The sequence below is a fragment of the Streptomyces tibetensis genome (assembly GCF_007655005.1).
Lineage (GTDB): Bacteria > Actinomycetota > Actinomycetes > Streptomycetales > Streptomycetaceae > Streptomyces > Streptomyces tibetensis.
This window is the reverse complement of sequence record NZ_SZVW01000006.1, coordinates 262321-281161: the sequence shown is the minus strand read 5'-3', so window position 1 is coordinate 281161 and position 18841 is coordinate 262321. Positions and strand designations below refer to the sequence as shown.

18 protein-coding genes are annotated in these 18841 nt (G+C 72.1%); 11 read left to right on the top strand and 7 right to left on the bottom strand.

Features of this window, described 5'->3' with window-relative positions; all coding sequences use genetic code 11:
• Positions 1 to 234: 234 nt before the first annotated feature.
• Entirely contained in the window at positions 235 to 501 is a 267-nt protein-coding gene (locus FDO69_RS12760; protein ID WP_104779896.1) for a hypothetical protein, read from the bottom strand.
• A 237-nt stretch (positions 502 to 738) separates the two neighbouring features.
• Positions 739 to 1005: a hypothetical protein gene (locus tag FDO69_RS12755; RefSeq protein ID WP_104779895.1), complete on the bottom strand. Its 267-nt coding sequence runs from the start codon at positions 1003 to 1005 to the stop codon at positions 739 to 741.
• Between the two features lie 228 nt (positions 1006 to 1233).
• Here FDO69_RS12755 and FDO69_RS12750 point away from each other — a divergent pair, with 228 nt between their 5' ends.
• On the top strand, positions 1234 to 1542 hold the full coding sequence (locus FDO69_RS12750; RefSeq protein ID WP_104779894.1) for a chaplin: 309 nt from the start codon (positions 1234 to 1236) through the stop codon (positions 1540 to 1542).
• A 65-nt stretch (positions 1543 to 1607) separates the two neighbouring features.
• On the opposite strand, the gene FDO69_RS12745 is transcribed toward FDO69_RS12750, so the two are convergent.
• The 4 genes from FDO69_RS12745 to FDO69_RS12730 form a co-directional block, all read right to left on the bottom strand.
• Positions 1608 to 2474 carry a tyrosinase family protein gene (locus FDO69_RS12745; RefSeq protein WP_104779893.1) on the bottom strand — a complete coding sequence of 289 codons (867 nt, stop codon included), beginning with the start codon at positions 2472 to 2474 and terminating at the stop codon, positions 1608 to 1610.
• Entirely contained in the window at positions 2458 to 2961 is a 504-nt protein-coding gene (locus FDO69_RS12740; RefSeq protein WP_104779892.1) for a tyrosinase family oxidase copper chaperone, read from the bottom strand. Before FDO69_RS12740 ends, FDO69_RS12745 begins: the two co-directional genes overlap by 17 nt.
• Before the next feature lie 235 nt (positions 2962 to 3196).
• Entirely contained in the window at positions 3197 to 3775 is a 579-nt protein-coding gene (locus FDO69_RS12735; protein WP_104779891.1) for a hypothetical protein, read from the bottom strand.
• Positions 3776 to 4010: 235 nt separating this feature from the next.
• Positions 4011 to 4733, bottom strand: a complete 723-nt coding sequence (locus FDO69_RS12730) for a hypothetical protein (RefSeq protein ID WP_104779890.1) — start codon at positions 4731 to 4733, stop codon at positions 4011 to 4013.
• A 400-nt stretch (positions 4734 to 5133) separates the two neighbouring features.
• Here FDO69_RS12730 and FDO69_RS12725 point away from each other — a divergent pair, with 400 nt between their 5' ends.
• Genes FDO69_RS12725 through FDO69_RS12690 form a run of 8 tightly spaced genes read left to right on the top strand, consistent with a single transcriptional unit; the run spans position 5134 to position 14535 of the window.
• The gene (locus tag FDO69_RS12725) at positions 5134 to 6213 is read left to right on the top strand and encodes a DUF3344 domain-containing protein (RefSeq protein ID WP_104779889.1); all 1080 of its coding nucleotides are present in this window, start codon (positions 5134 to 5136) and stop codon (positions 6211 to 6213) included.
• A gap of 50 nt (positions 6214 to 6263) precedes the next feature.
• Entirely contained in the window at positions 6264 to 7514 is a 1251-nt protein-coding gene (locus FDO69_RS12720) for a glycosyltransferase family 4 protein (RefSeq protein ID WP_104779888.1), read from the top strand.
• A complete protein-coding gene (locus tag FDO69_RS12715; RefSeq protein ID WP_104779887.1) occupies positions 7511 to 8938 on the top strand; it encodes an exopolysaccharide biosynthesis polyprenyl glycosylphosphotransferase in 1428 nt (475 codons plus the stop codon). Before FDO69_RS12720 ends, FDO69_RS12715 begins: the two co-directional genes overlap by 4 nt.
• A 5-nt stretch (positions 8939 to 8943) precedes the next feature.
• A complete protein-coding gene (locus FDO69_RS12710) occupies positions 8944 to 10284 on the top strand; it encodes an O-antigen ligase family protein (protein ID WP_104779886.1) in 1341 nt (446 codons plus the stop codon).
• Complete coding sequence (locus FDO69_RS12705; RefSeq protein ID WP_104779885.1) at positions 10281 to 11981, top strand: lipid II flippase MurJ; 1701 nt, start codon at positions 10281 to 10283, stop codon at positions 11979 to 11981. Before FDO69_RS12710 ends, FDO69_RS12705 begins: the two co-directional genes overlap by 4 nt.
• Positions 11965 to 12729: a polysaccharide deacetylase family protein gene (locus tag FDO69_RS12700; protein WP_104779884.1), complete on the top strand. Its 765-nt coding sequence runs from the start codon at positions 11965 to 11967 to the stop codon at positions 12727 to 12729. Before FDO69_RS12705 ends, FDO69_RS12700 begins: the two co-directional genes overlap by 17 nt.
• Before the next feature lies 1 nt (position 12730).
• Positions 12731 to 13882, top strand: a complete 1152-nt coding sequence (locus FDO69_RS12695; protein WP_104779883.1) for a glycosyltransferase — start codon at positions 12731 to 12733, stop codon at positions 13880 to 13882.
• On the top strand, positions 13879 to 14535 hold the full coding sequence (locus tag FDO69_RS12690) for a YveK family protein (RefSeq protein WP_104779882.1): 657 nt from the start codon (positions 13879 to 13881) through the stop codon (positions 14533 to 14535). Before FDO69_RS12695 ends, FDO69_RS12690 begins: the two co-directional genes overlap by 4 nt.
• A 58-nt stretch (positions 14536 to 14593) precedes the next feature.
• On the opposite strand, the gene FDO69_RS12685 is transcribed toward FDO69_RS12690, so the two are convergent.
• Positions 14594 to 15904, bottom strand: a complete 1311-nt coding sequence (locus FDO69_RS12685; protein ID WP_104779881.1) for a glycoside hydrolase family 26 protein — start codon at positions 15902 to 15904, stop codon at positions 14594 to 14596.
• Positions 15905 to 16071: 167 nt separating this feature from the next.
• Between FDO69_RS12685 and FDO69_RS12680 the strand changes: the two genes are divergently transcribed.
• Positions 16072 to 17322, top strand: coding sequence for a carboxylate--amine ligase (locus FDO69_RS12680; protein WP_104779880.1), 1251 nt, complete (start codon positions 16072 to 16074; stop codon positions 17320 to 17322).
• On the top strand, positions 17322 to 18590 hold the full coding sequence (locus FDO69_RS12675; RefSeq protein ID WP_170320871.1) for an NAD(P)-binding domain-containing protein: 1269 nt from the start codon (positions 17322 to 17324) through the stop codon (positions 18588 to 18590). Before FDO69_RS12680 ends, FDO69_RS12675 begins: the two co-directional genes overlap by 1 nt.
• The last annotated feature ends 251 nt before the right edge of the window (positions 18591 to 18841 follow it).

Genomic DNA, 18841 nt, shown 5'->3' with positions numbered 1-18841 from the left:
GCCGGAGCCGTCAAGGGCGAAGGCCTGGCCGGCCCCGGTTCCGAGGAGAGCCACGCTCCACAGAACTCCCGCTACGACTGCGATCCTCTTTGCATTCGGCATGTCCATACTCCTTTACGGCGATTCCCCGAGTGGACGACGGGGACCTTCGAGAACTTGCATCGGCAAAAGCCAGGGGCGGGCCCCGGATCCCGAAACTTCGTTCGAGTCTCGAGGCCCGCCCGGATCACCTGTTCAGTGACCGCCGCCGAGGGCGAAGGCGTTGGTGCAGGACACCGACTTGCCCTGGTCAACGGGCTGGTTCGCCAGGATGTCCAGGACCTGTACGTTGATACGGCCGATGTTGAGGACACCCGACTGGGCCTCGTTGCCGCACGAGTTGGACTGCTTGCTGTCCACCTCGAGGCCCGGCCCGTCGCCGGCCTGGCTGACGCCGGCGCCGAGGAAGGTGACGGTGCCGAGCGCGGCCATGACGACCGCGGCCTTCTGGAACTTGCGCATTACTTCTCCGTTTCTCACATCGCACACGGTCCGTGATGGACCGCCTACCGACAGTGTTCAAACTAGAAGAGGTTCGCGGCTTTTGACAGGCGAAACGCCGAGTCGCGTAATTTTCTTGAGAGGCCGCCGGGGTTCGCGGCGACACCCACGGCCGGATCGCGCAACGGCGAGCGGGCCCCGCGCCCGGACACACGGTCCGGACGACGGGGCCCGCTCAGATCACCTGGTCAGCGACCGTCAGCCACCGATGCCGAAGGCGTTGGAGCAGGGCACCGAGGTGCTCTGGTCGACCGGCTGGTTCGCCAGGATGTCCAGGATCTGGACGTTGGCGCGGCCGATGTTCAGGACGCCCGACTGGCTCTCGTTGCCACAGGTGTTGGACTGGACGCTGTCGATGTCCACGTTCGGCTTGTCGCCACCGTAGGCCTGGCTGACGCCAGCACCGAGGAAGCTGACGCTGCCGAGCATGGCCGCGACGACCGCGGCCTTCTGGAACTTGCGCATTACTTCTCCGTTTCTCGGGTCAACACGATCCGTGATGGATCGGTCACTTACAGTCGCTGACAGTAGACGATTTTTTCTGCCTCTTCACAGACAAAACGCGCACAGGCGCAACTTTCATGAAAAAACCATCGTTTCGGCAGCCGTGACCGGCCCCCGGCCGTCGCGTTGAACGGGCAGTGCGGTCGCGCGCCGCTGCCGCACTCATTCGAAATCACTAAGGAGAACGTGATGTCTCACATCGCGAAGGTTGGCGCTGTCGCACTGGGCACGGGCGCCATGGTGCTCAGCGGAGCCGGTCTGGCCGCGGCGGACGCCGGCGCCAAGGGTGCGGCGATCGGCTCGCCGGGCTTCCTGTCCGGCAATGTGGTCCAGGTCCCGCTCCACGTGCCCATCAATGTGTGCGGCAACACCGTCACTCTGATCGGCGCGCTCAACGAGGCCTCCGGCATCGTCTGCAAGAACGGCGACGACGAGAAGGACAAGAAGAAGGCCGGCAAGAAGGCCGGCAAGAAGGCCGTTCACCACCACGGCCACTGATCCTGCCGTTCCCCCCAGAGCCCCGGCGCGTTCAGCGCCGGGGCTCTTGCCGTGAAGCTTCGCACTCACGCGTACCGGTAGATGTGGCTGACATCCTCCAGCTCGTCCGGTGTCACGTCCCACGGCGGCAGTGTCTGGTGTCTCGCCACGATCCGGGCGTACTGCTCGTCGTCTTGTCCCGGCGGCGTGGCGGGAAGATAGCGTGCCCTGCGGTGACGCAGTTGCCAGCGATGCCACTGGAGGTCCACGAAGGCGTGGTGCAGCCAGAAGACGGGGTCGTTGACGGAGGCCCCGCCGAGTATCGTCCCGCCGATCCAGCGGTGCACCCGGTTGTGGTTGTGCCAGGAGGTGGCGCCTCGACCGCCACCCCAGCCTTCCAGTTTGTTGCGGAAACCCCGGGGGACCGTCGAGTTCCAGGGCGCCATGTCGTACACCGGGTCCTTCAGTGCCCACTCCAGCTCGCCCTTGGTGGGCAGGTCGATCCGGGCGCGGCGGCGGCCGAGGTCACGGGTGAGGAACTGCAGGTCGGTCACGCCTGTCGTGATGGTCCAGTTGCCCTCTCGGTGAGCGAACGGACCGGTCGTCACCTGGTGGTCGGATCGGCGCCCGTTGCCGCCGAGGAGGTCCGCCGTCCATGGCGCGGACGTGGTCGTGCGGTCGCGCGTCCAGTCCCAGTACGGCACCGTCACGGAGGAGTCCACCCGGCGCAGCGCACGCTCCAGATCGAGCAGGAACCGGCGGTGCCAGGGCAGGAACGACGGCGCCATGTGCGCGGCGCGCAGTCCGTGCTCACCGTCCGCGGAGAAGTACTCGATGTGCATCCGCACGAACTCCTCGTACTCACCCCGCCGTTTGACCTCCAGCAGCGCCCTGACGAAGCGGCGCCGCTCGGCCTTGGTGAGCATGCCGGCGTCCTTACGTACGTACGCCATGCCGGCCTCCCGTGTGCACATGCCCCGTGCCTCCGGGGCTCCGGGCCGGCTCTCGCAGTCGTTGCCCGGGGCCGAGCTGGTCGACGGCCGCGCGGGCGGCCTCGAGCGGTGACCGGTAGGAGCAGTAATGGTCGACCATGCTCAGCCAGGTACCGTCGGCCCGGCGCATCAGGTGCAGCGGTCGGCCGTCCACCATGACCAGCCACCGGCCGGCCTCAGCCGTACCACGCTCGGAGATCCGCACACCTCGGATGCGGCGGCCGCCGTAGGTCTCGTCGAAGCGGGTGTCGGGCATCGCGTTCCCGGGCCCCGGACCGGGGCGCCGAGGTCGGGAAGCGGTGGCGAACCGGGCCATGACCGCGGCGAGTGCGCCCGCGGCCAGACCTCGCACCGCGTTTCGCCGTGTGGTTCGTTCCCTTCCGGGCTGCGGCGGGCGCGGTGCCGCACCCGCGGCGCCGGCCGGTACCGCGCCGATGTCGACGACCATGATTCGCTCCACGTCCCTTCGGTTGTCCCATAGCCGTAACCGAGGAACACCGAGGGGCGGTCACCATGGCGCGGCCATTGCAGTGACACGGGAACCAGCGGAAGGCGACCGCTGTGTCCGTCAGGACGATGCACCAGGAGTCTCGCAGCGGTCCGGTCGCTGCACCGGGTGGGACAAACACGGAGACGGCCCCCAGCACCACTGAGGACCGCCTCCTGACTGGTGGGTCTCGGCCCTACAGCCACAGGTTGCCGTGCGCCGGCTTGGCCTCATTCAGCGCAGCCACAGCCTCCTTGGCCGTGGGGAGCAGCGCGTTCGAACCTTCGGCGGTCACATCGAGCGGAACCCGGGTGGTCGCGTCGCCGCTGATGCTGGTGGCTGCCAGGTCCCGGGCGCGGTGGCCCTCCGTCGCTGCGGGCGCCTGCTCCGGGGCGGGGCTGGGGGCCGGGGCCTGCTGCGGGGCCGGGGCCTGGTAGGGAGCAGCCTGCTGCGGAGCCGGCGCCTGGTACGGAGCAGCCTGCGGGGCCGGGGCCTGGTACGGAGCAGCCTGCTGCGGAGCCGGCGCCTGGTACGGAGCAGCCTGCGGGGCCGGGGCCTGGTACGGAGCAGCCTGCTGCGGAGCCGGGGCCTGGTACGGAGCAGCCTGCTGCGGAGCCGACGCGTAGTACGGAGCACTCTGAGCAGCCGGCGCCTGGTCGGGGGCGCTGTAGCCGGTCGGCGCCTGCTGAGGAGCGTTGTAGGCGATCGCGGGGGTGGCGGATCCAGCGGCGATCAGTGACCCGGCAAAGACGGCGGCAGCCTTCAGAGACTTCATCGTGTTCCTTTCTTCGGCAACGCACGTCGCCGGAGGGGATTCTGTCGCCGTGCCTAACGAGCCCTGGTCTGGGCGGAAACCGAGATCCCGAAGATTGCCGATACCTCATACGAGATCTATTAAAAGACCGGAACCGGGGCCGGGAAGGAACCGAAGGAAACACGAAGTGGGGCGGGAAGAGCGACAGTCGTGGCGCCGCTCCCTGAGGTCGGCACCACGACTGACGGGCTCTGGATCAAGAAGTGGGCGGCACGACCGGCGTCAGCAGCTGGATCTCCGGAATCTCCGAGAGCTCGGGGAGCGTGACAGCCGTCTCGGCGGGTTCCGATGTCGACGACGGGCCGGCCGGCTCGGCGGACGACTCCTCGGACGGTGCCGACGCATCGGATTCGTCCGGGAGCGACAGGCCACCTTCGTCCAGCGCGGCCAGGAGGTCGTCCACTCCGGTCAGCAAACCGTCGACCGAGGGAAGGACGCCGTCAACACGCGAGGTGATCGCCTCCAGGAGGCCGTCGACCGCTCCGACCACGACGTCCAGCAGGTCGGTCACGGGGTCGGCGGCGCGCGGCACCGGCACCCCGGGTACCGCGACGGGCAGGGCGGGAGCGGGTAGCCGCACCACCGTCGACATGAGCGGGGTTCGCGTCCGCTTGGCGGCCGCCTCGGTCAGGGCGGTCTTCGCGGCGGCTCCGAGCTTCCTGGCCTCCGCCGGAGGCAGTGTGCCGTTGTTGTTCCGGAGCACAGTCGTCAGCAGGTCGGCGACGGGGGTGAGCTCGCCCCAGTTCAGTTTCTCGATCTGCGCGAGCCGCGCCTCCACGCCGGGAAGCCGGGCCTCGGGCGCCACATGGCCGTGCCCGCGGGACGATTCGGCCGCCATGGCGACGGGGCCGGTGATCCCGACCAGAAGGGCGGCGCAGAGCGCACCGGACGCGATGCGCCGCACGGGCAGAGCACACATGGGAATTCCTTTCGACGGCGTTGGATCTTGAGCCCACCGTGAAAGCACCCACGACTTCCTGCAACCGCTCATACGCTTTCCGGGATTCCGCAATTCCCCCTTTCGCCACGTCAGGGCTGATCAGACGGTTTGTGAGGGCGCACCGCTCAGTGCCCTGACGGAGCAATGCGGCGGCCCGCGCGGAGCGGAGGGCGGTTCCCGAGGGGCAGGCCGACGGCCGGAAGCAGCAGAGACTCGCGCTTTCACGATTCCGACACACTGTCAGGTTTCGCCGAATTTCATCGACTATGTCCGGTTGATGACTAGAGTTGCGAACCGCCCGACGCACTCCTCAGCGCGGACACATCGCACTCGTGGCGATCTGCCACGGCCACCTGTTCCGAAAGGGCAACGACCGGTCATGCGCCATTCCCTGGGCCCGCTGTTCCGCCGCGCGACCGTGGGCGTCCTCGCCCTTGCCGCCGTGTGGGCAGCGGGCAGCTCCCCCGCGGCCGCGCCGGCTGCCGCCCCCTCACCGGAGGCCGAGAGCCTCAGCTTCACCGAGCGGTACCACGCGCTCCAGCACGGCGGCATCGTACGCGCCGCCAACGCATCGATCACCTGCCGCACGGACCAGAGCTCTTCGTGTCCGGAGGTCCGGGGAGGCGGCCCCGGTGTGAACGGCGACTTCGACATGTTCTACGTCGACGTCGACCGCGACGCCAACACCTACAACTCCTCCCGCGGGGAGGTCCGTCTGCCCAGCGGCTCCCGGGTGACGCACGCGCGCCTGTACTGGGGTGGAAATCTCCGCGTGGGCGAGCAGAAGCCGCCGCAGGACAACGGGCGCGTGCTGATCGCCGAACCCGGCGGCGAGTACAAGGAGTTGCTCGCGGACACGACGGTCGGACACCGCGTCATGGACGGCATGGACGCCTTCCAGGCCTCGGCCGACGTGACCCGGCTGGTGCGGGAGGGCGGCCCGGGTCTGTACACCGTGGCGCAGATCAACATCGCCATGGGCAGATCCACGGCCGGGGCCTGGGGCGGCTGGACGCTCGTGGTGGCCTACGAGAACCCGGCGGAGCCGCTGCGGCACCTCACGGTCTGGGACGGCTTCACCCCGCTGGGGGCCGTGGAGATCGGCCTCGGCGGCCTCGATTTCCCCGCGGGCGCGTGGGGCCGTGCGGGCCTGGTGACGTACAACGGCGACCGCGGCACCGGCGGAGACTCGCTCACCGTGACGACCGGCCAGTCCGGGTACGCCCTCACCAACGCCGCCAACCCCCGCGACGACGTCCTCAACTCCACCATCAGCGAGCCCGGGGCGGATGCGTCACGTGTGCCCGCCTACGCCAACACCCTGGGCTACGACTCCGACGTGTTCGACCTCGGAAGCGCCCTGGAGCACAGCGGGGACCAGGCCACCTTCCGGATCCAGTCTCAGCAGGACGCGGCGTGGGCCGGCGTGCTCTTCGCCGCCGTCGACGCACGGCGGTGAGTACGTCGCCGTCCGCCCCGAACGCCTTCGCGAGCGAGGAATCCGCGCACATGCACCTGCCATCCACCGCACCTCATCCAAGAGTCCTGCACCTCACCCAGCCGGTGGACGGCGGTGTCGCACGCGTCGTCACGGACCTGGTCCAGGCGCAGCTGTCGGACGGCCTCGATGTCACCGTGGCCTGCCCCGACAGCGCGCTCACCACGAGACTGCGGACGCTCGGCGCGCGCGTACGGCACTGGCACGCCACGCGGTCTCCCGGTACGTCGCTCATCCGGGAGGTACGGCACCTAACACGGGTCATCGACGAGGTGCGCCCGGACCTGATCCACGCGCACAGCGCGAAGGCCGGACTCGCCGGACGCCTCGCGGTTCGCGGGCGGATCCCGACGGTCTTCCAGCCGCACGCCTGGTCGTTCGAGGCGGTCGGCGGAGGCACCGCGACCCTGGCGCTCATGTGGGAACGCTGGGGAGCGCGGTGGGCCTCACGCGTGGTGTGTGTGAGCGAGGCGGAACGCGCGACCGGCATGGGCGCCAGGATCACCGGCCGCTGGACCGTCGTCCCCAACGGCATCGACCCGGAGCGCTTTCGCCCGGCCGCCGCGGGCGCCGTACGGGCCGGACTCGCCCCGCTCGCAGGCATCCACCCCACGGCACCGCTCGCCGTGTGCGTGGGGCGGCTGTGCCGGCAGAAGGGGCAGGACGTCCTGCTGCAGGCGTGGAAGACCGTCGAACAGCAGGTGCCCGACGCCCGTCTCGTCCTGGTCGGCGACGGGCCGGACCACGACCGGCTGCGCGAAAACGCCCCGCGATCCGTGGTGTTCGCGGGAGCCGTCGCCGACGCCTCCCCCTGGTACCAGGCCGCCGATCTCGTCGTCCTGCCGTCCCGCTGGGAGGGCATGGCCCTGGCGCCGCTGGAGGCGATGGCCTGCGGGCGGCCGGTCGTGGTGACGGACGTCGACGGTGCCCGCGAGAGTCTGCCGTCCTTCACCTCCGCCCGGTGCCTGGTGCCGCCGGAGGACCCGGCGGCGCTGGCCGAAGCCGTCACCGCGCTGCTGGCAGACCCACTGCTGCGCGCAGCGCTCGGCGACCAGGGCCGCCGGCACGTGCTGTCCGCCCACGACGTGCGGCACACCGCCGAAGCCGTCTCGGACGTCTATCGCGACCTGCTCGGCCCATGGACCGCCACCACCCCCAGCGCTGAGCACGGTCAGCCGCTCGACACCGGACGTGGCGCCGAGACGAACCGGCCGGCACAGCACGTCGAGCCCACCGAGTACAGGGAGTCCATCCACTCGTGACCGCCGAACGTACCGTGCCCTCCCCCGGCGTAGCGCCGCGGGACCACGGGTCCTCACCAGTCTCGGTCATGCCCCCGCGCGGCACGACCACCGGTTTCCGGCCGTCCGCCCCGCGGCCCCCGGCCCGGCCGGCCTCACCCCTGCCACTGCTCGTGGCCGACGGCATCGCCGCCCTCGCGGGCACGCTCGCGCTCACCGGGGCCCAGCGCCACCCACTCCTCGTCACCCTGCTGATCGTCGCCTCGCTGCTGCTGCGCCGCCGCGACGGGCGGCCGCCGACGCCCGGGCTGCTGGACGAGCTGCCCGCCCTGTGCGGCCGCATCACGGTGGCGTGGCTGGCTCTCGCGGCGCTTCTCGCGGCGTACCGGCCGGAGCACGCGTTGTCCCTGCCCACCGTGCTGACGGGCCTCGCCCTGCACACGGCGGCCGGCTGCGCGCTGCGCGGAGCCGTGCACGCGCGGCGTCGCGCCGCGCTGCTGCGCCACCCGCACACGGCACTCGTCCTCGGCCCGGTCACGACCGCGCAGCGCGTGGCCGCCGCGGTACTGCGTCACCCGCGCTGCGGCGTCCGGCCGGTGGGGATCGTCGCCGAGCAGCCGGAGGGCACCGAGACCCTGCCGGTGCTGACGACCGCCGAGGAGGTCGAGCGCGCGGTCATCCAGAACGGGGTGCGGGCGGTGCTGGCCGTGCACCCCTCCGTACGAGCCGAACAGGAGCCGCTGCTGCGGGCGCTGGCCGATTCGGGCTGCGTGGTCTGGGAGGTCGACGCCGACACCCCGGCGTACGCGACGCGGGAACGGCTGGCCGGGTTCTCCTGCCGACGGCTGGACATGTCCCCGGTCCGGCGTGACAGTGTGGCCAAGCGGGCGCTCGACATCCTTGTGTCGGGCGCGCTGTTGTTGCTGGCCGGCCCGCTGCTGCTGACCTTCGCCGCGGTGCTGCGGATCTGCGACGGGCCGGGCGTGGTGTTCCGGCAGGAGCGCATCGGCAGGGGCGGCAAGCCGTTCACCCTGCTGAAGTTCCGTACACACCGCCCGGTCGACGAGCACGAGTCGGCGACCCGGTGGAGCGTGGCGAACGAGAACGAGATGCGCTGGTTCTGCCGGATGCTGCGGCGCACCTCGCTCGACGAACTGCTCCAGCTGTGGAACGTGCTCCGGGGCGACATGAGCCTGGTCGGGCCTCGGCCCGAACGCCCCTACTTCGTCGCGCAGTTCGGCCAGACCTATCCCGGTTACGCGGTCCGCCACCGCATGCGGACCGGCATCACCGGCCTCGCCCAGATCCACGGCCTGCGCGGCGACACCTCGATCGAGGACCGCTGCCGTTTCGACAACGCCTACATCGACGACTGGTCCCTGTGGCAGGACGTCTGCATTCTGCTGCGCACCGCCGCCACGGTGGTACGTCCCACGGGGAGCTGAGACAGGTGAGCCTCGCACTGACACCGCTCCCCCGCCGCGACGCCGCGCTGACACCGGCCCTGCTCGTGGTGGCCGTACCGGCCTTGCTGGCACTGCCGCTGACGTCGGACGGAGCGGGGCCCGCCGACGTGTTCTCCGGGCTGGTGGTGGTCTACTGCGTGCTCCGTCTCCTGCTCGAACGGCGGCGCCCGCTGTCACCCGCCGCCGCCGTGATTCTGGGCCTGCCGGTCGTGGGGCTCGCGCTCGCCACCATGGGGGCGTTCTCGCCCCAGGCCGGGCTCACCGGCCTCGGACGCTACCTGCAGACTTTCGTCCTCGTTCCGGCGGCCGTACTGCTGCTGCTGCGCGACCGGACCGGCTTCCGGATGGTGACCTGGGCCTGCGTGGGGCTCGGCCTGTGCCAGGGGGCCCTCGGCGTCCACCAGTTCGTCACCCGGACCGGTGCCTCCTACCAGGGCGCGAACATCCGGGCGGTGGGCACCTTCGGGTCGCACGACGTGATGGGCATGGCGACGGCGGTCTCCCTCGGCCTGGTGTGCGCGGTCGGTATCGCGCTGGGCCGGGTGCCCGTACGGCAGCGGGCGGCCGCCGCCGCGTGCGCAGCGGTGCTGCTGCTGCCGCTCGCGCTCTCCTTCAGCCGGGGGGCCTGGATCGCGACGTTCCTGACGTGCGCCGTGCAGCTGGTCCTGACCGGATGGCGGCGCGCTCTCAAGGTGGCCGCGGCCGCGGTCGCCGTGGGGGTGATCCTGGTGGGCGGCTTCGGTGTGGGCTCGGTTCTTCTGCAACAGCGCATCGGCAGCATCGCCCAGGTCGCGGACGCCCCCGACCAGTCCGTCGTCGACCGGTACACCCTGTGGGCGTCCGCCACGGACATGTGGCGGCAGCACCCGCTGACCGGGGTCGGGCTGAAGGGTTTCCCCGAGTACCGGGACGGACACGCGACGCTGGCGCTGTCGTCGGGCAGCGAGACCGAAGGCGCGGGAGCGGCGTACCAGCGCCAGCCGCTGCTGTCTCCGCACAACATGTACCTGCTGGTGCTGAGCGAGCAGGGCCTGATCGGGCTGCTCGCGCTCGCCGGAAGCTGGCTGGCGCTGCTGGTGTGCGGGGTGCGGCGGCTCGTGCGCGTGCGCGACCGCGGCCCGGGAGCCGACTGCGGGCTCGTCGCCTGCGGGCTGCTGATCTGGCTGCTGACCGACTTCATGTACGGCGACATCGGCGGACCCTCGACCGTGCTGATCGCGGTGGCGATGGGGCTGGGGGCCTGGTGGGCGCTGACGGGCGACGTGCGCGCCGATGCGCCCCGCAGCGCGGTGCGTGAGCCCGCCGAGGAGGCCCTGGTCCGATGACGGTGGTGCCTTCGCATTCCCCCGGCTCCGAAACGGACGACGCCGTGACCGTGCCCCCGGCGCGGGCCGCCGTCAAGACCGGCGACGGTATCGAGCAGGCCCCGGCGCAGTCGTCGGTCTCCGGGAGCTTCCTGGCCAGGGCCGCGCTCGTCACGGCATCGCTGTCCATCGCCGGTTCACTGCTCGGCCTGGTGCGCGACCAGTCGCTGGCGCGGCTGTTCGGCGCCGGGAGCGACACCGACGCCTTCCTGGTGGCGTGGACGGTTCCGGAGTTCGCCGCCACGCTGCTCATCGAGGACGGGCTGGCGATCGCGCTGATCCCGGCGTTCAGCATGGCGCTGGCCCGCCGTGCCCGGGGCGCGCCGGGCGACCCGGTCCGCGCCCTGGTCGGCGCCACCCTGCCCCGGCTCTGTCTCGCCCTCGCCGCGGTGGCCGCCCTGATCGCCGGCACGGCTCCCTACCTGGTCCGGGCTCTCGCTCCCGGTCTGCCCGACCCCCGGCTCGCCGCCGACTGCACCCGGATCACGGCCACCTGCGTGCTGGCCTTCGGGCTCGCCGGGTACTGCAGTGCCGCCCTGCGGGCACACCGCTGCTTCCTCGCACCCGCGGCGATCTACGTCGTCTACAACACCGGCATCATCGCCGCGATGTTCCTGCTCGGCGAGGGCTGGGGCGTGCGCTCCGCCGCGGTCGGGGTGGCGGCGGGCGGCTGCCTGATGGTGGCGGTGCAACTGCCGTCGCTGTGGCGGCGGCTGGCGTCGCCCACGCCGCACCTCGCCAAGGCCACGGCGGTGGTCGAGGAGCGGCCGATGCAAGCCGCCCTGATCGCCGCGGTGCTCCTCTTCGCCCTGTGCCGCCAGTCGCAGGTCCTCGCGGAGCGCTTCCTCGCCTCCGGCCTGCCGGCCGGTGCCATCTCGCACCTGAACTACGCGCAGAAGGTCGCCCAGATCCCGATGACGCTGTCGCTGATGGTGTGCACCGTCACCTTCCCGGTGGTGGCGCGGGCTCTTGCGGACGGCGACACCGCGCGGGCCCGCAGCCGCGTGGAGCGGGATCTGGCGCTCGCCTCGTGGCTGGTCCTGCTGGGCATGTGCGCGGTGGTCGCCTGCGCCCCCCAGATGATCGAACTGCTCTTCCAGCGCGGAGCGTTCACCTCGAGCGACACCGGCGCGACAGCGGACGTCATGCGCGTGTACGCCCTCGGGCTGCTCGGCCAGACGCTGGTGGGCGCCCTCGTGCGGTCCTACTTCTCGGCGGGCCGGGCCAGCTGGTACCCCCTCGGCGCGATGGCGGCGGGCATCGCCGTGACGTCCTGGATCGGCGCCGGCTCCGTGCACTCCTGGGGAGTGGCGGGGATCGCCGCCGCCAACGCCCTCGGCATCACCGTCACGGCGGCCCTGCTGCTCGCCGGGCTGCGAACGGGCCGGCCGGACGGCGCTCACGGCGTCTCGGTCCGTGTCCGGCCGGTCCTGGCCGAGCTGAGCAGGCTGGTGTCCGCCGCGGCCGTCGCCACGGCCGCGGGGGCGTTCGCCGCGAGCCGGCTGCCGTCCCCGGCGGCGGGCCTCACGGCCGGCCTTCTGACCGTGACCTTGGTCTTCGTCCCGCTCAGCTGGGCCTTCGGTGCCCAGAGTTCCGCGTCCGCTCTGCGCTCCCTACGCGCCGTCACACGAAGGCTCACACATGGCCGTTTCCGTTGACTCCCTCGACACCGGCAGACCCCGGGCCCCGCGCAAGGGCCCGGCTCCCTGGGTGGCGATGTACCACTCGGTGGGCGACTGCTCGGACGACCCGTACCGCATCACGGTCACGCCGGCGCGACTCGGGGCGCAGCTGGCCTGGCTGCGCCGGCGCGGGCTGCGGGGCGTGTCCGTGACCGAGCTGCTCGCCGCCCGCGCCCGGGGCGAGGGGCACGACCTGGTCGGGCTGACCTTCGACGACGGGTACGCCGACTTCGTCACCGACGCCCTGCCGCTGCTGCACCGCTGGGACTGCGGCGCGACCCTCTTCGTGCTGCCCGGACGGCTCGGTGGCGACAACGCCTGGGATCCGCTCGGCCCGCGCAAGCCGCTGCTGACCGGGGACGGCATCCGGCGCGCGGCCGCCGAAGGCGTGGAGATCGGCTCGCACGGGCTGACGCATGCCGACCTCACCAAGGCGGACGACCGCACGCTCAGGGCCGAGGTCGCGGAGAGCCGCGCACAGCTGGAGGAGCTGACCGGCGCCCCGGTCGACGGCTTCTGCTACCCGTACGGCACGATCGACGCCCGCGCCGTGGAGGCCGTACGGGAAGCGGGATATGTCTACGCCTGCGCCATCGACCCGGGCGCGCTGACCGGTCCGCACGCCCTGCCGCGTGTGTACGTCGGCCAGGACGACACGGCGTGGCGCCTGCACCTCAAGCACTGGCTGCACCGGCTGCGCCGGCGCCCGGTGGAGGGCCTGTGAGATGAGGGCTCTGCACATCATCACCGGCCTCGGGGTCGGCGGGGCCGAGCAGCAGTTGCGCCTGCTGCTGCGTCATCTGCCCGTCGACTGCGACGTCGTGACGCTCACCAACCCCGGCGCGGTCGCCGAGGGCCTGGCGGCCGACGGAGTCCGTGTCACGCATCTCGGCATGGGCGGCAACCGTGACCTGGCCGCGCTGCCGCGCCTGGTCCGGCTGATTCGCACCGGCGGCTACGACCTGGTGCACACCCACCTCTACCGGGCCTGCGTCTACGGCCGCTTCGCCGCACGCGTGGCCGGGGTCCGGGCGGTCGTCGCCACCGAACACTCCCTGGGCGACTCGCAGATGGAGGGCCGCAGCCTGACGCCGGGGGTGCGGGGGCTGTACCTCGCCAGTGAGCGGCTCGGGTCGGCGACGGTCGCCGTCTCCCCGACGGTGGCCGAGCGCCTGAAGCGCTGGGGCGTGCCCGCGCCCCGCATCGAGGTCGTGCCGAACGGCATCGACCTCGACCGTTTCCGTTTCGACCCGGAGCGGCGCGCGTACGCCCGCCGGCATGTCGGCCTGCCGGAGGACGCCTGGGTCGTGGGCGGTGTCGGCCGGCTGACCGCGGGGAAGCGGTTCGACGTCCTCGTCCGCGCGCTCGCCCTGCTTCCGGCCGAGTGCCGGCTGCTGCTGGTGGGCGGCGGCCCCGAGGAGCCCGCCCTGCGCCGTACGGCCCACGAGGCCGGTGTGGCCGAGCGGGTCGTGTTCACCGGCGAGCGTCCCTACGTGCGCGACGACTCGCCGGGTCCGGACCTGCCCTCCCTCGTCTCGGCGATGGACCTGCTCGCGTCCCCGTCCACGGAGGAGGCCTTCGGTCTGGCGGCCGTGGAGGCTCTGGCGTCGGGACTGCCGGTGCTCTACGCCTCCTGCCCGGCCATCGAGGACGTGCGGCCGCCCGCGGCCGCCGGCGCCCGGTGTGTGCGCGGCGGTCCCGAGGCGTACGCCCGTGCGATGGCCGAGGTCCGGGCGGCCGGTGCCCGGCCGCGCAAGGCCTCGGAGGTCGCCCACCACTACAGCATCACCCACTGCGCGGCCCGTCTCACGGACGTGTACGCGACAGCGGTCTCCAGTTCGCCGTCCCTCTCACCTCTGGGAGCCACCTCCTCATGACCGACACTCCGCCCCGTCAGCACCGCCTGTCCCCGGCTCGTCTCAGGGGCCTTCCCCTGTGGTCCGTGCTGGCGGCCGGCACCATCGTCGGGGGTCTGCTCGGCGGCTCCTACGGCTTGCTCACACCCTCCACGTACACGGCCACGAGCTACGTCATCGCCGTACCCACCGAGAAGTCCTCGCCGGACGCGGCCCTCGGGTTCGCCCAGGCGTACGGCCGGGTCGCCACACAGCTCGCGGTGCTCGGGGACGCTCAGGTGTACGCGGGTGTTCCGGTGCGCACCCTGCAGCACAGTGTGCGCACGGCGACGTCGCCGGACGCGCCGATGGTCGCCGTCTCGGCCACTTCCTCGCGCCCAGGCCTCGCCGTCGACATGGCCAACGCGGTCACCCGCTCGCTGACCCGCCACGCGGACGACAGCAGTGACAGCACCCACGTGCGGCTCGTGCGGTTCTCCCGGGCGGTGGAGCCGCGCGAGCCGACGTCCGCGTCACCGGCGGTGACCGGTCTGGTGGGGGCGAGCGCCGGCGGTCTGCTGGGCGGCCTGGCCCTTTTGGCGCGGCCCAGGAAGGGCGGCCGGGACGGCGAGAGCGCCCCGGCCCCCTCGGTGCCCGGACCGGCCGCCGCCGCCGATGTGCGCGGACAACGGTGACGACGGCGGGCCCGGCCCAGCACCGCACCGGGGAGCGGGGTTTCAGCAGGCCGGTGGATCACCACCAGTCGAAGCGCAGGCAGAGCTTCCCGCCGAGCCACTCCTCCACCCAACTGCCCAGGTCCAGCGGTGTGCAGTCCGCCGGGGGCGGCGTCGTGCCGGGCGGGGTCGGCTGCGGCGTGGGTGTGAGGGGCGGGGCCGCCTGGTCGGTGCGGCCGAACAGGGTGGACCGGTAGAGGTGGGACGACTTCGGGTTGGCCCCGCACTGCCACACACCGTGCGGGCAGTAGTCGGTCAGCGTGTTGTAGAGCGGCCTGTACTCGTCCATCCAGGCGAGCATGCGCCGCATGTACTCGGGATTGTCACCGTTGCGGAAGAGTCCCCATTCCGGATAGGAAATGGGTTTGCCGTGAGCCTTCGCGAAATCCACGTGGTGCTGCAGCCCGTAGGGCTCTTTCACCTGCTGGTCGAACGACATTCCGTTCGGCTGGTCATAGGAATCCATGCCGATGACGTCGACCGTGTCGTCCCCCGGATAGCATTTCGTCCAGGGAACGGCGTCCTGGCCACGGCTCGGTGTGAAATCGAACCGGAACTTCTGGCCCGGCACGGAACGCATGGTGGCGACGATCCTGTTCCAGTACTTCTTCCAGGCCTCCGGGTCCGGCCCACAGCGATGGGTGTACGTGGTGCCATTCATTTCCCAGCCGAGCACGATGACCGTGTCCGGCACGTTCAGCTTCACCAACCGCTCGGCGAGGACACGGAAGTGGTGATCGAACTCCCCGGCCGCGCCGCGCCGCAGCAGCTGCCTGACCTCGTCGTCGGAGACGCCCTCCTCGTTGCGCTCCTGCATGGGGACGTTGAGGACCAGCATCCGGTCGGACTTCTTGTTGCGCCAGTGCGCCCACACGTCCAGGAAGTCGGCGGCACCCTCGATGTCGCGCCAGCGGTGTCCCGGCAGGTAGGTGTGGCCGACGCGGAGCTCCGTGCCGCCCAGCCAGTGGCTGAACAGCGGCATCCGTGCCACACCACGGGCGTCGGACTTGAGGAAGACACCGAAGGCGGGAATCCCCTCACCGGCCGCCGCAGTGGTGGCCGGGGTGGGCGCCGGGATCTGGGCGACGGCCGGCGGCGTGAGGGCCGAGGGCGTGGCGGCGGGCACCGGGGGCTGGGCGACGGCCGCAGGTGCGAGGGCCGAGGGCGTGGCGGCGGGCGTCACCGGGGTCGGCGCCGGAGCCCTGGGCTCGGCGGCCTGCGCCACCCCCACCTCCGCCACGAGGCCGGACGCCAGGGCGGCCGACGCGGCGACCGCTGCCGCGCCCAAGGTCAGCCGGCGGACCTTGGCCCGCCTGTGCTGTGGGGCCATGCCTGCTCCTTTCTTCGCTCTCGTCCGGAGTGCTGCCGCAATTGGTGTTATTGACGGGCAGTCATATAAGTGAGTCACAGAAAAGCCTGGAACGCCAGTGCCGTTGCGGCTTTCGAGTGCCGGGCTCGCCCGTGCGGGTGAGCCGATCGAAGAGAAAGAGAGAATTCGTGTCGCTGCTCGACATCCGCGTCCCCGCTGTTGTGCTGCGGATCGACCGGAATCCTTTCCATCACGGAACGCTGGGGGCCGTACGCTCACTGGGCAGGGCGGGAGTGGAGGTACACGTCGTCGCTGATTCCGCGGGAAGTCCCGTCGGAGCGTCACGTTACGTACGTCAAATGCACCCCCCACCGCCCCCGGGAGCGTCCACGGAGGACATTCTCGCCGTGCTGCGCCGCGTGGCCGACGGGATCGCGCGGCCCGCCGTCCTGGTCCCGATGGACGACGCGAGCGCGATCACCGTGGGGCGGGCGCGGGACGAACTCGCGTCCTCCTACCTGCTGCCGGAGATGCCCGGCACCCTGGCCGAGCGCGTCGCCGACAAGGCGGAACTGGCCGCCGTGTGCGCGTCCGCCGAGGTCCCGCACCCGGTGACGCTGATCCCGGACAGCCCGCCCGAGGTCGACGAGGCCCTGCGGCGGCTCGGGCTGCCGCTGGTGGCGAAGTGGAGCCGCCCCTGGCTGCTGCCCTCCGGCAGCGGGCTGCGCAGCACGGTGCTGGTGCGGTCCTCGCAGCAGGCCCGGGAGCTGTTCGGACGCACCGAGGAGGCGGGCAGCCGGCTGCTGCTCCAGGCGTACCTGTCACCGGGCCCGGACCGGGACTGGTTCTTCCACGGCTACGCCGACCGCTCGGGCAGCGTGCGCGCGGGCGGGCCGGGCCGCAAGCAGCAGGCCTGGCCGCGGGGGGCGGGCCTGACCGCGGTGGGCTGCTGGACCCCCAACCCCCAGGTGCAGGCGCTGGCCGAGCGGCTCACCGGCGAGCTGGGCTACCGGGGCATCTTCGACCTCGACTTCCGGCGCTGCGGCGAGACGGGCCGTTACCACCTGCTCGACTTCAACCCGCGCGCCGGCGCCCAGTTCCGGCTCTTCGCGGACAGCACGGGCCTGGACGTCGTACGGGCCCTGCACCTGGATCTGACGGGCCGTTCACTGCCGGCCGGGGCCCCGATGGCCGGGCGGGCGTTCGTGGTGGAGAACTACGCGCCGCTGGCCGCGCTGCGGGCGGCGCCGGGCGGGCGCGAACTGGCCTGGTACGCCGCGGACGACCGCTCTCCCGGACGGGTCATGTGGGCCCAGTGGTGCCGGCACGTGTCCCGCCGGCTGTACGAGCGGCTGGGCACGACGACGGTGCCGACGCCCCGGCGGACCCCCCGGGCGGCCTCGCCCTCCCTGACCGACAACGAGAAAGCGAGCAGTTGATGGTGTACGACCTTCTGGTGGTGGGCGCAGGCCCCTACGGTCTGTCGATCGCGTCCCACGCCGCGGCCGCCGGGCTGAACCTGCGCGTGTTCGGCCGGCCCATGGCGTCCTGGCGGGACAACATGCCCGGCGGCATGTTCCTGAAGTCGGAGCCGTGGGCGTCCAACCTCTCCGACCCGGCCGGGCAGTGGCGTCTGGACGTCTACTGCGCGCAGCACGGCCTGACGGCACGTCATGCGCAGCCGATCCCGGTCGAGGCGTTCGCGGAGTACGGCCTGTGGTTCGCGCGCAATGCCGTACCGGAGGTGGACGAGCGCATGGTGAGCCGGGTGGCGGCCGGGCCCGGCGGTTTCACGGCGGTCACCGAGGACGGGGAGGAGGTGCAGGCGCGAACGGTGGCCCTGGCGGTCGGCGTGATGCCGTTCGTCGAGGTACCGCAGGCGCTGCGCGGGCTGCATCCCGCCCTGGTGACGCACAGCAGCCACCACAGCGACCTCGACCGCTTCCGCGACAAGGACGTCACGGTGATCGGTGGCGGGCAGGCGGCCCTGGAAACGGCGGCCCTGCTCGCCGAGCAGGGCACGCGTGTCCGTGTGCTGGCGCGGGCGGAACAACTGCGGTGGAACGACGTGCCGCCACCCTGGGAGCGCCCCTGGTACCAGTCGGCCCGCTCCCCCCACAGCGGCCTCGGCCCCGGCTGGCGGAACTGGTTCTACTCGGAGCGCCCGAACCTCTTCCGGCGGCTTCCGGAGCCGACCCGGGCACGCATCGCGACCACGGCGCTGGGGCCGGCGGGCGCGTGGTGGGTGCGGGACCGGGTGGAGGGCGTGGTGGAGCTGCTGCCGGGCCATGAGGTCACCGCGGCCTGCGCGGTGCCGGGCGGGGTGCGGCTGGACATGGCGAGCCGTACGGGTGCCCTGCGCAGCCTGGAGACCGAACACGTCATCGCCGCCACGGGGTTCCGGGCGCGTTGCGACCGGCTCGGAATGCTCTCCCCCGAGTTGCGCGGGACGCTGGCGGCACTGCCGGACGGCTCGCCGGAGGTCGGGCGCAGCTTCGAGTCCTCCTACCCCGGCCTGTTCCTCGCGGGTCTGGTGACGGCCTCGGGCTTCGGCCCTGCCATGCGCTTCGTGCAGGGCGCGTCCTTCACGGCGTCGACACTCGTCCGCGGAGTGCGCCGCCGGCTCGGGGCGAGGCCGGTGGGCGGCATCGTCCCCGCTCCGGTGGACGGCAGCCGGAGCGAGTCGCCGTCGCCCGTGCACCGCTGACGGGGAGCCTCGCACGGTGACCCGCGGGCCGCTGACGGCGACAGCGTCGTCAGCGGCCCGCTCTTGCGCAGGGGAGAGCGGTCGAGAGAAGTCGGTGCCCCGCGACGGCCGACACCCCCCGGACCTGGGTCGACGGGGGGTGCGGGTGATGCGGTCCGGGGCGGCCACAGCCTCGCGTCCGAGGCTGCGGCGCGCGGCCGCCGGAGCGGCTGGGATGTGCCACCGGTGACGGCGGGCGCCGGTCTTTTGGC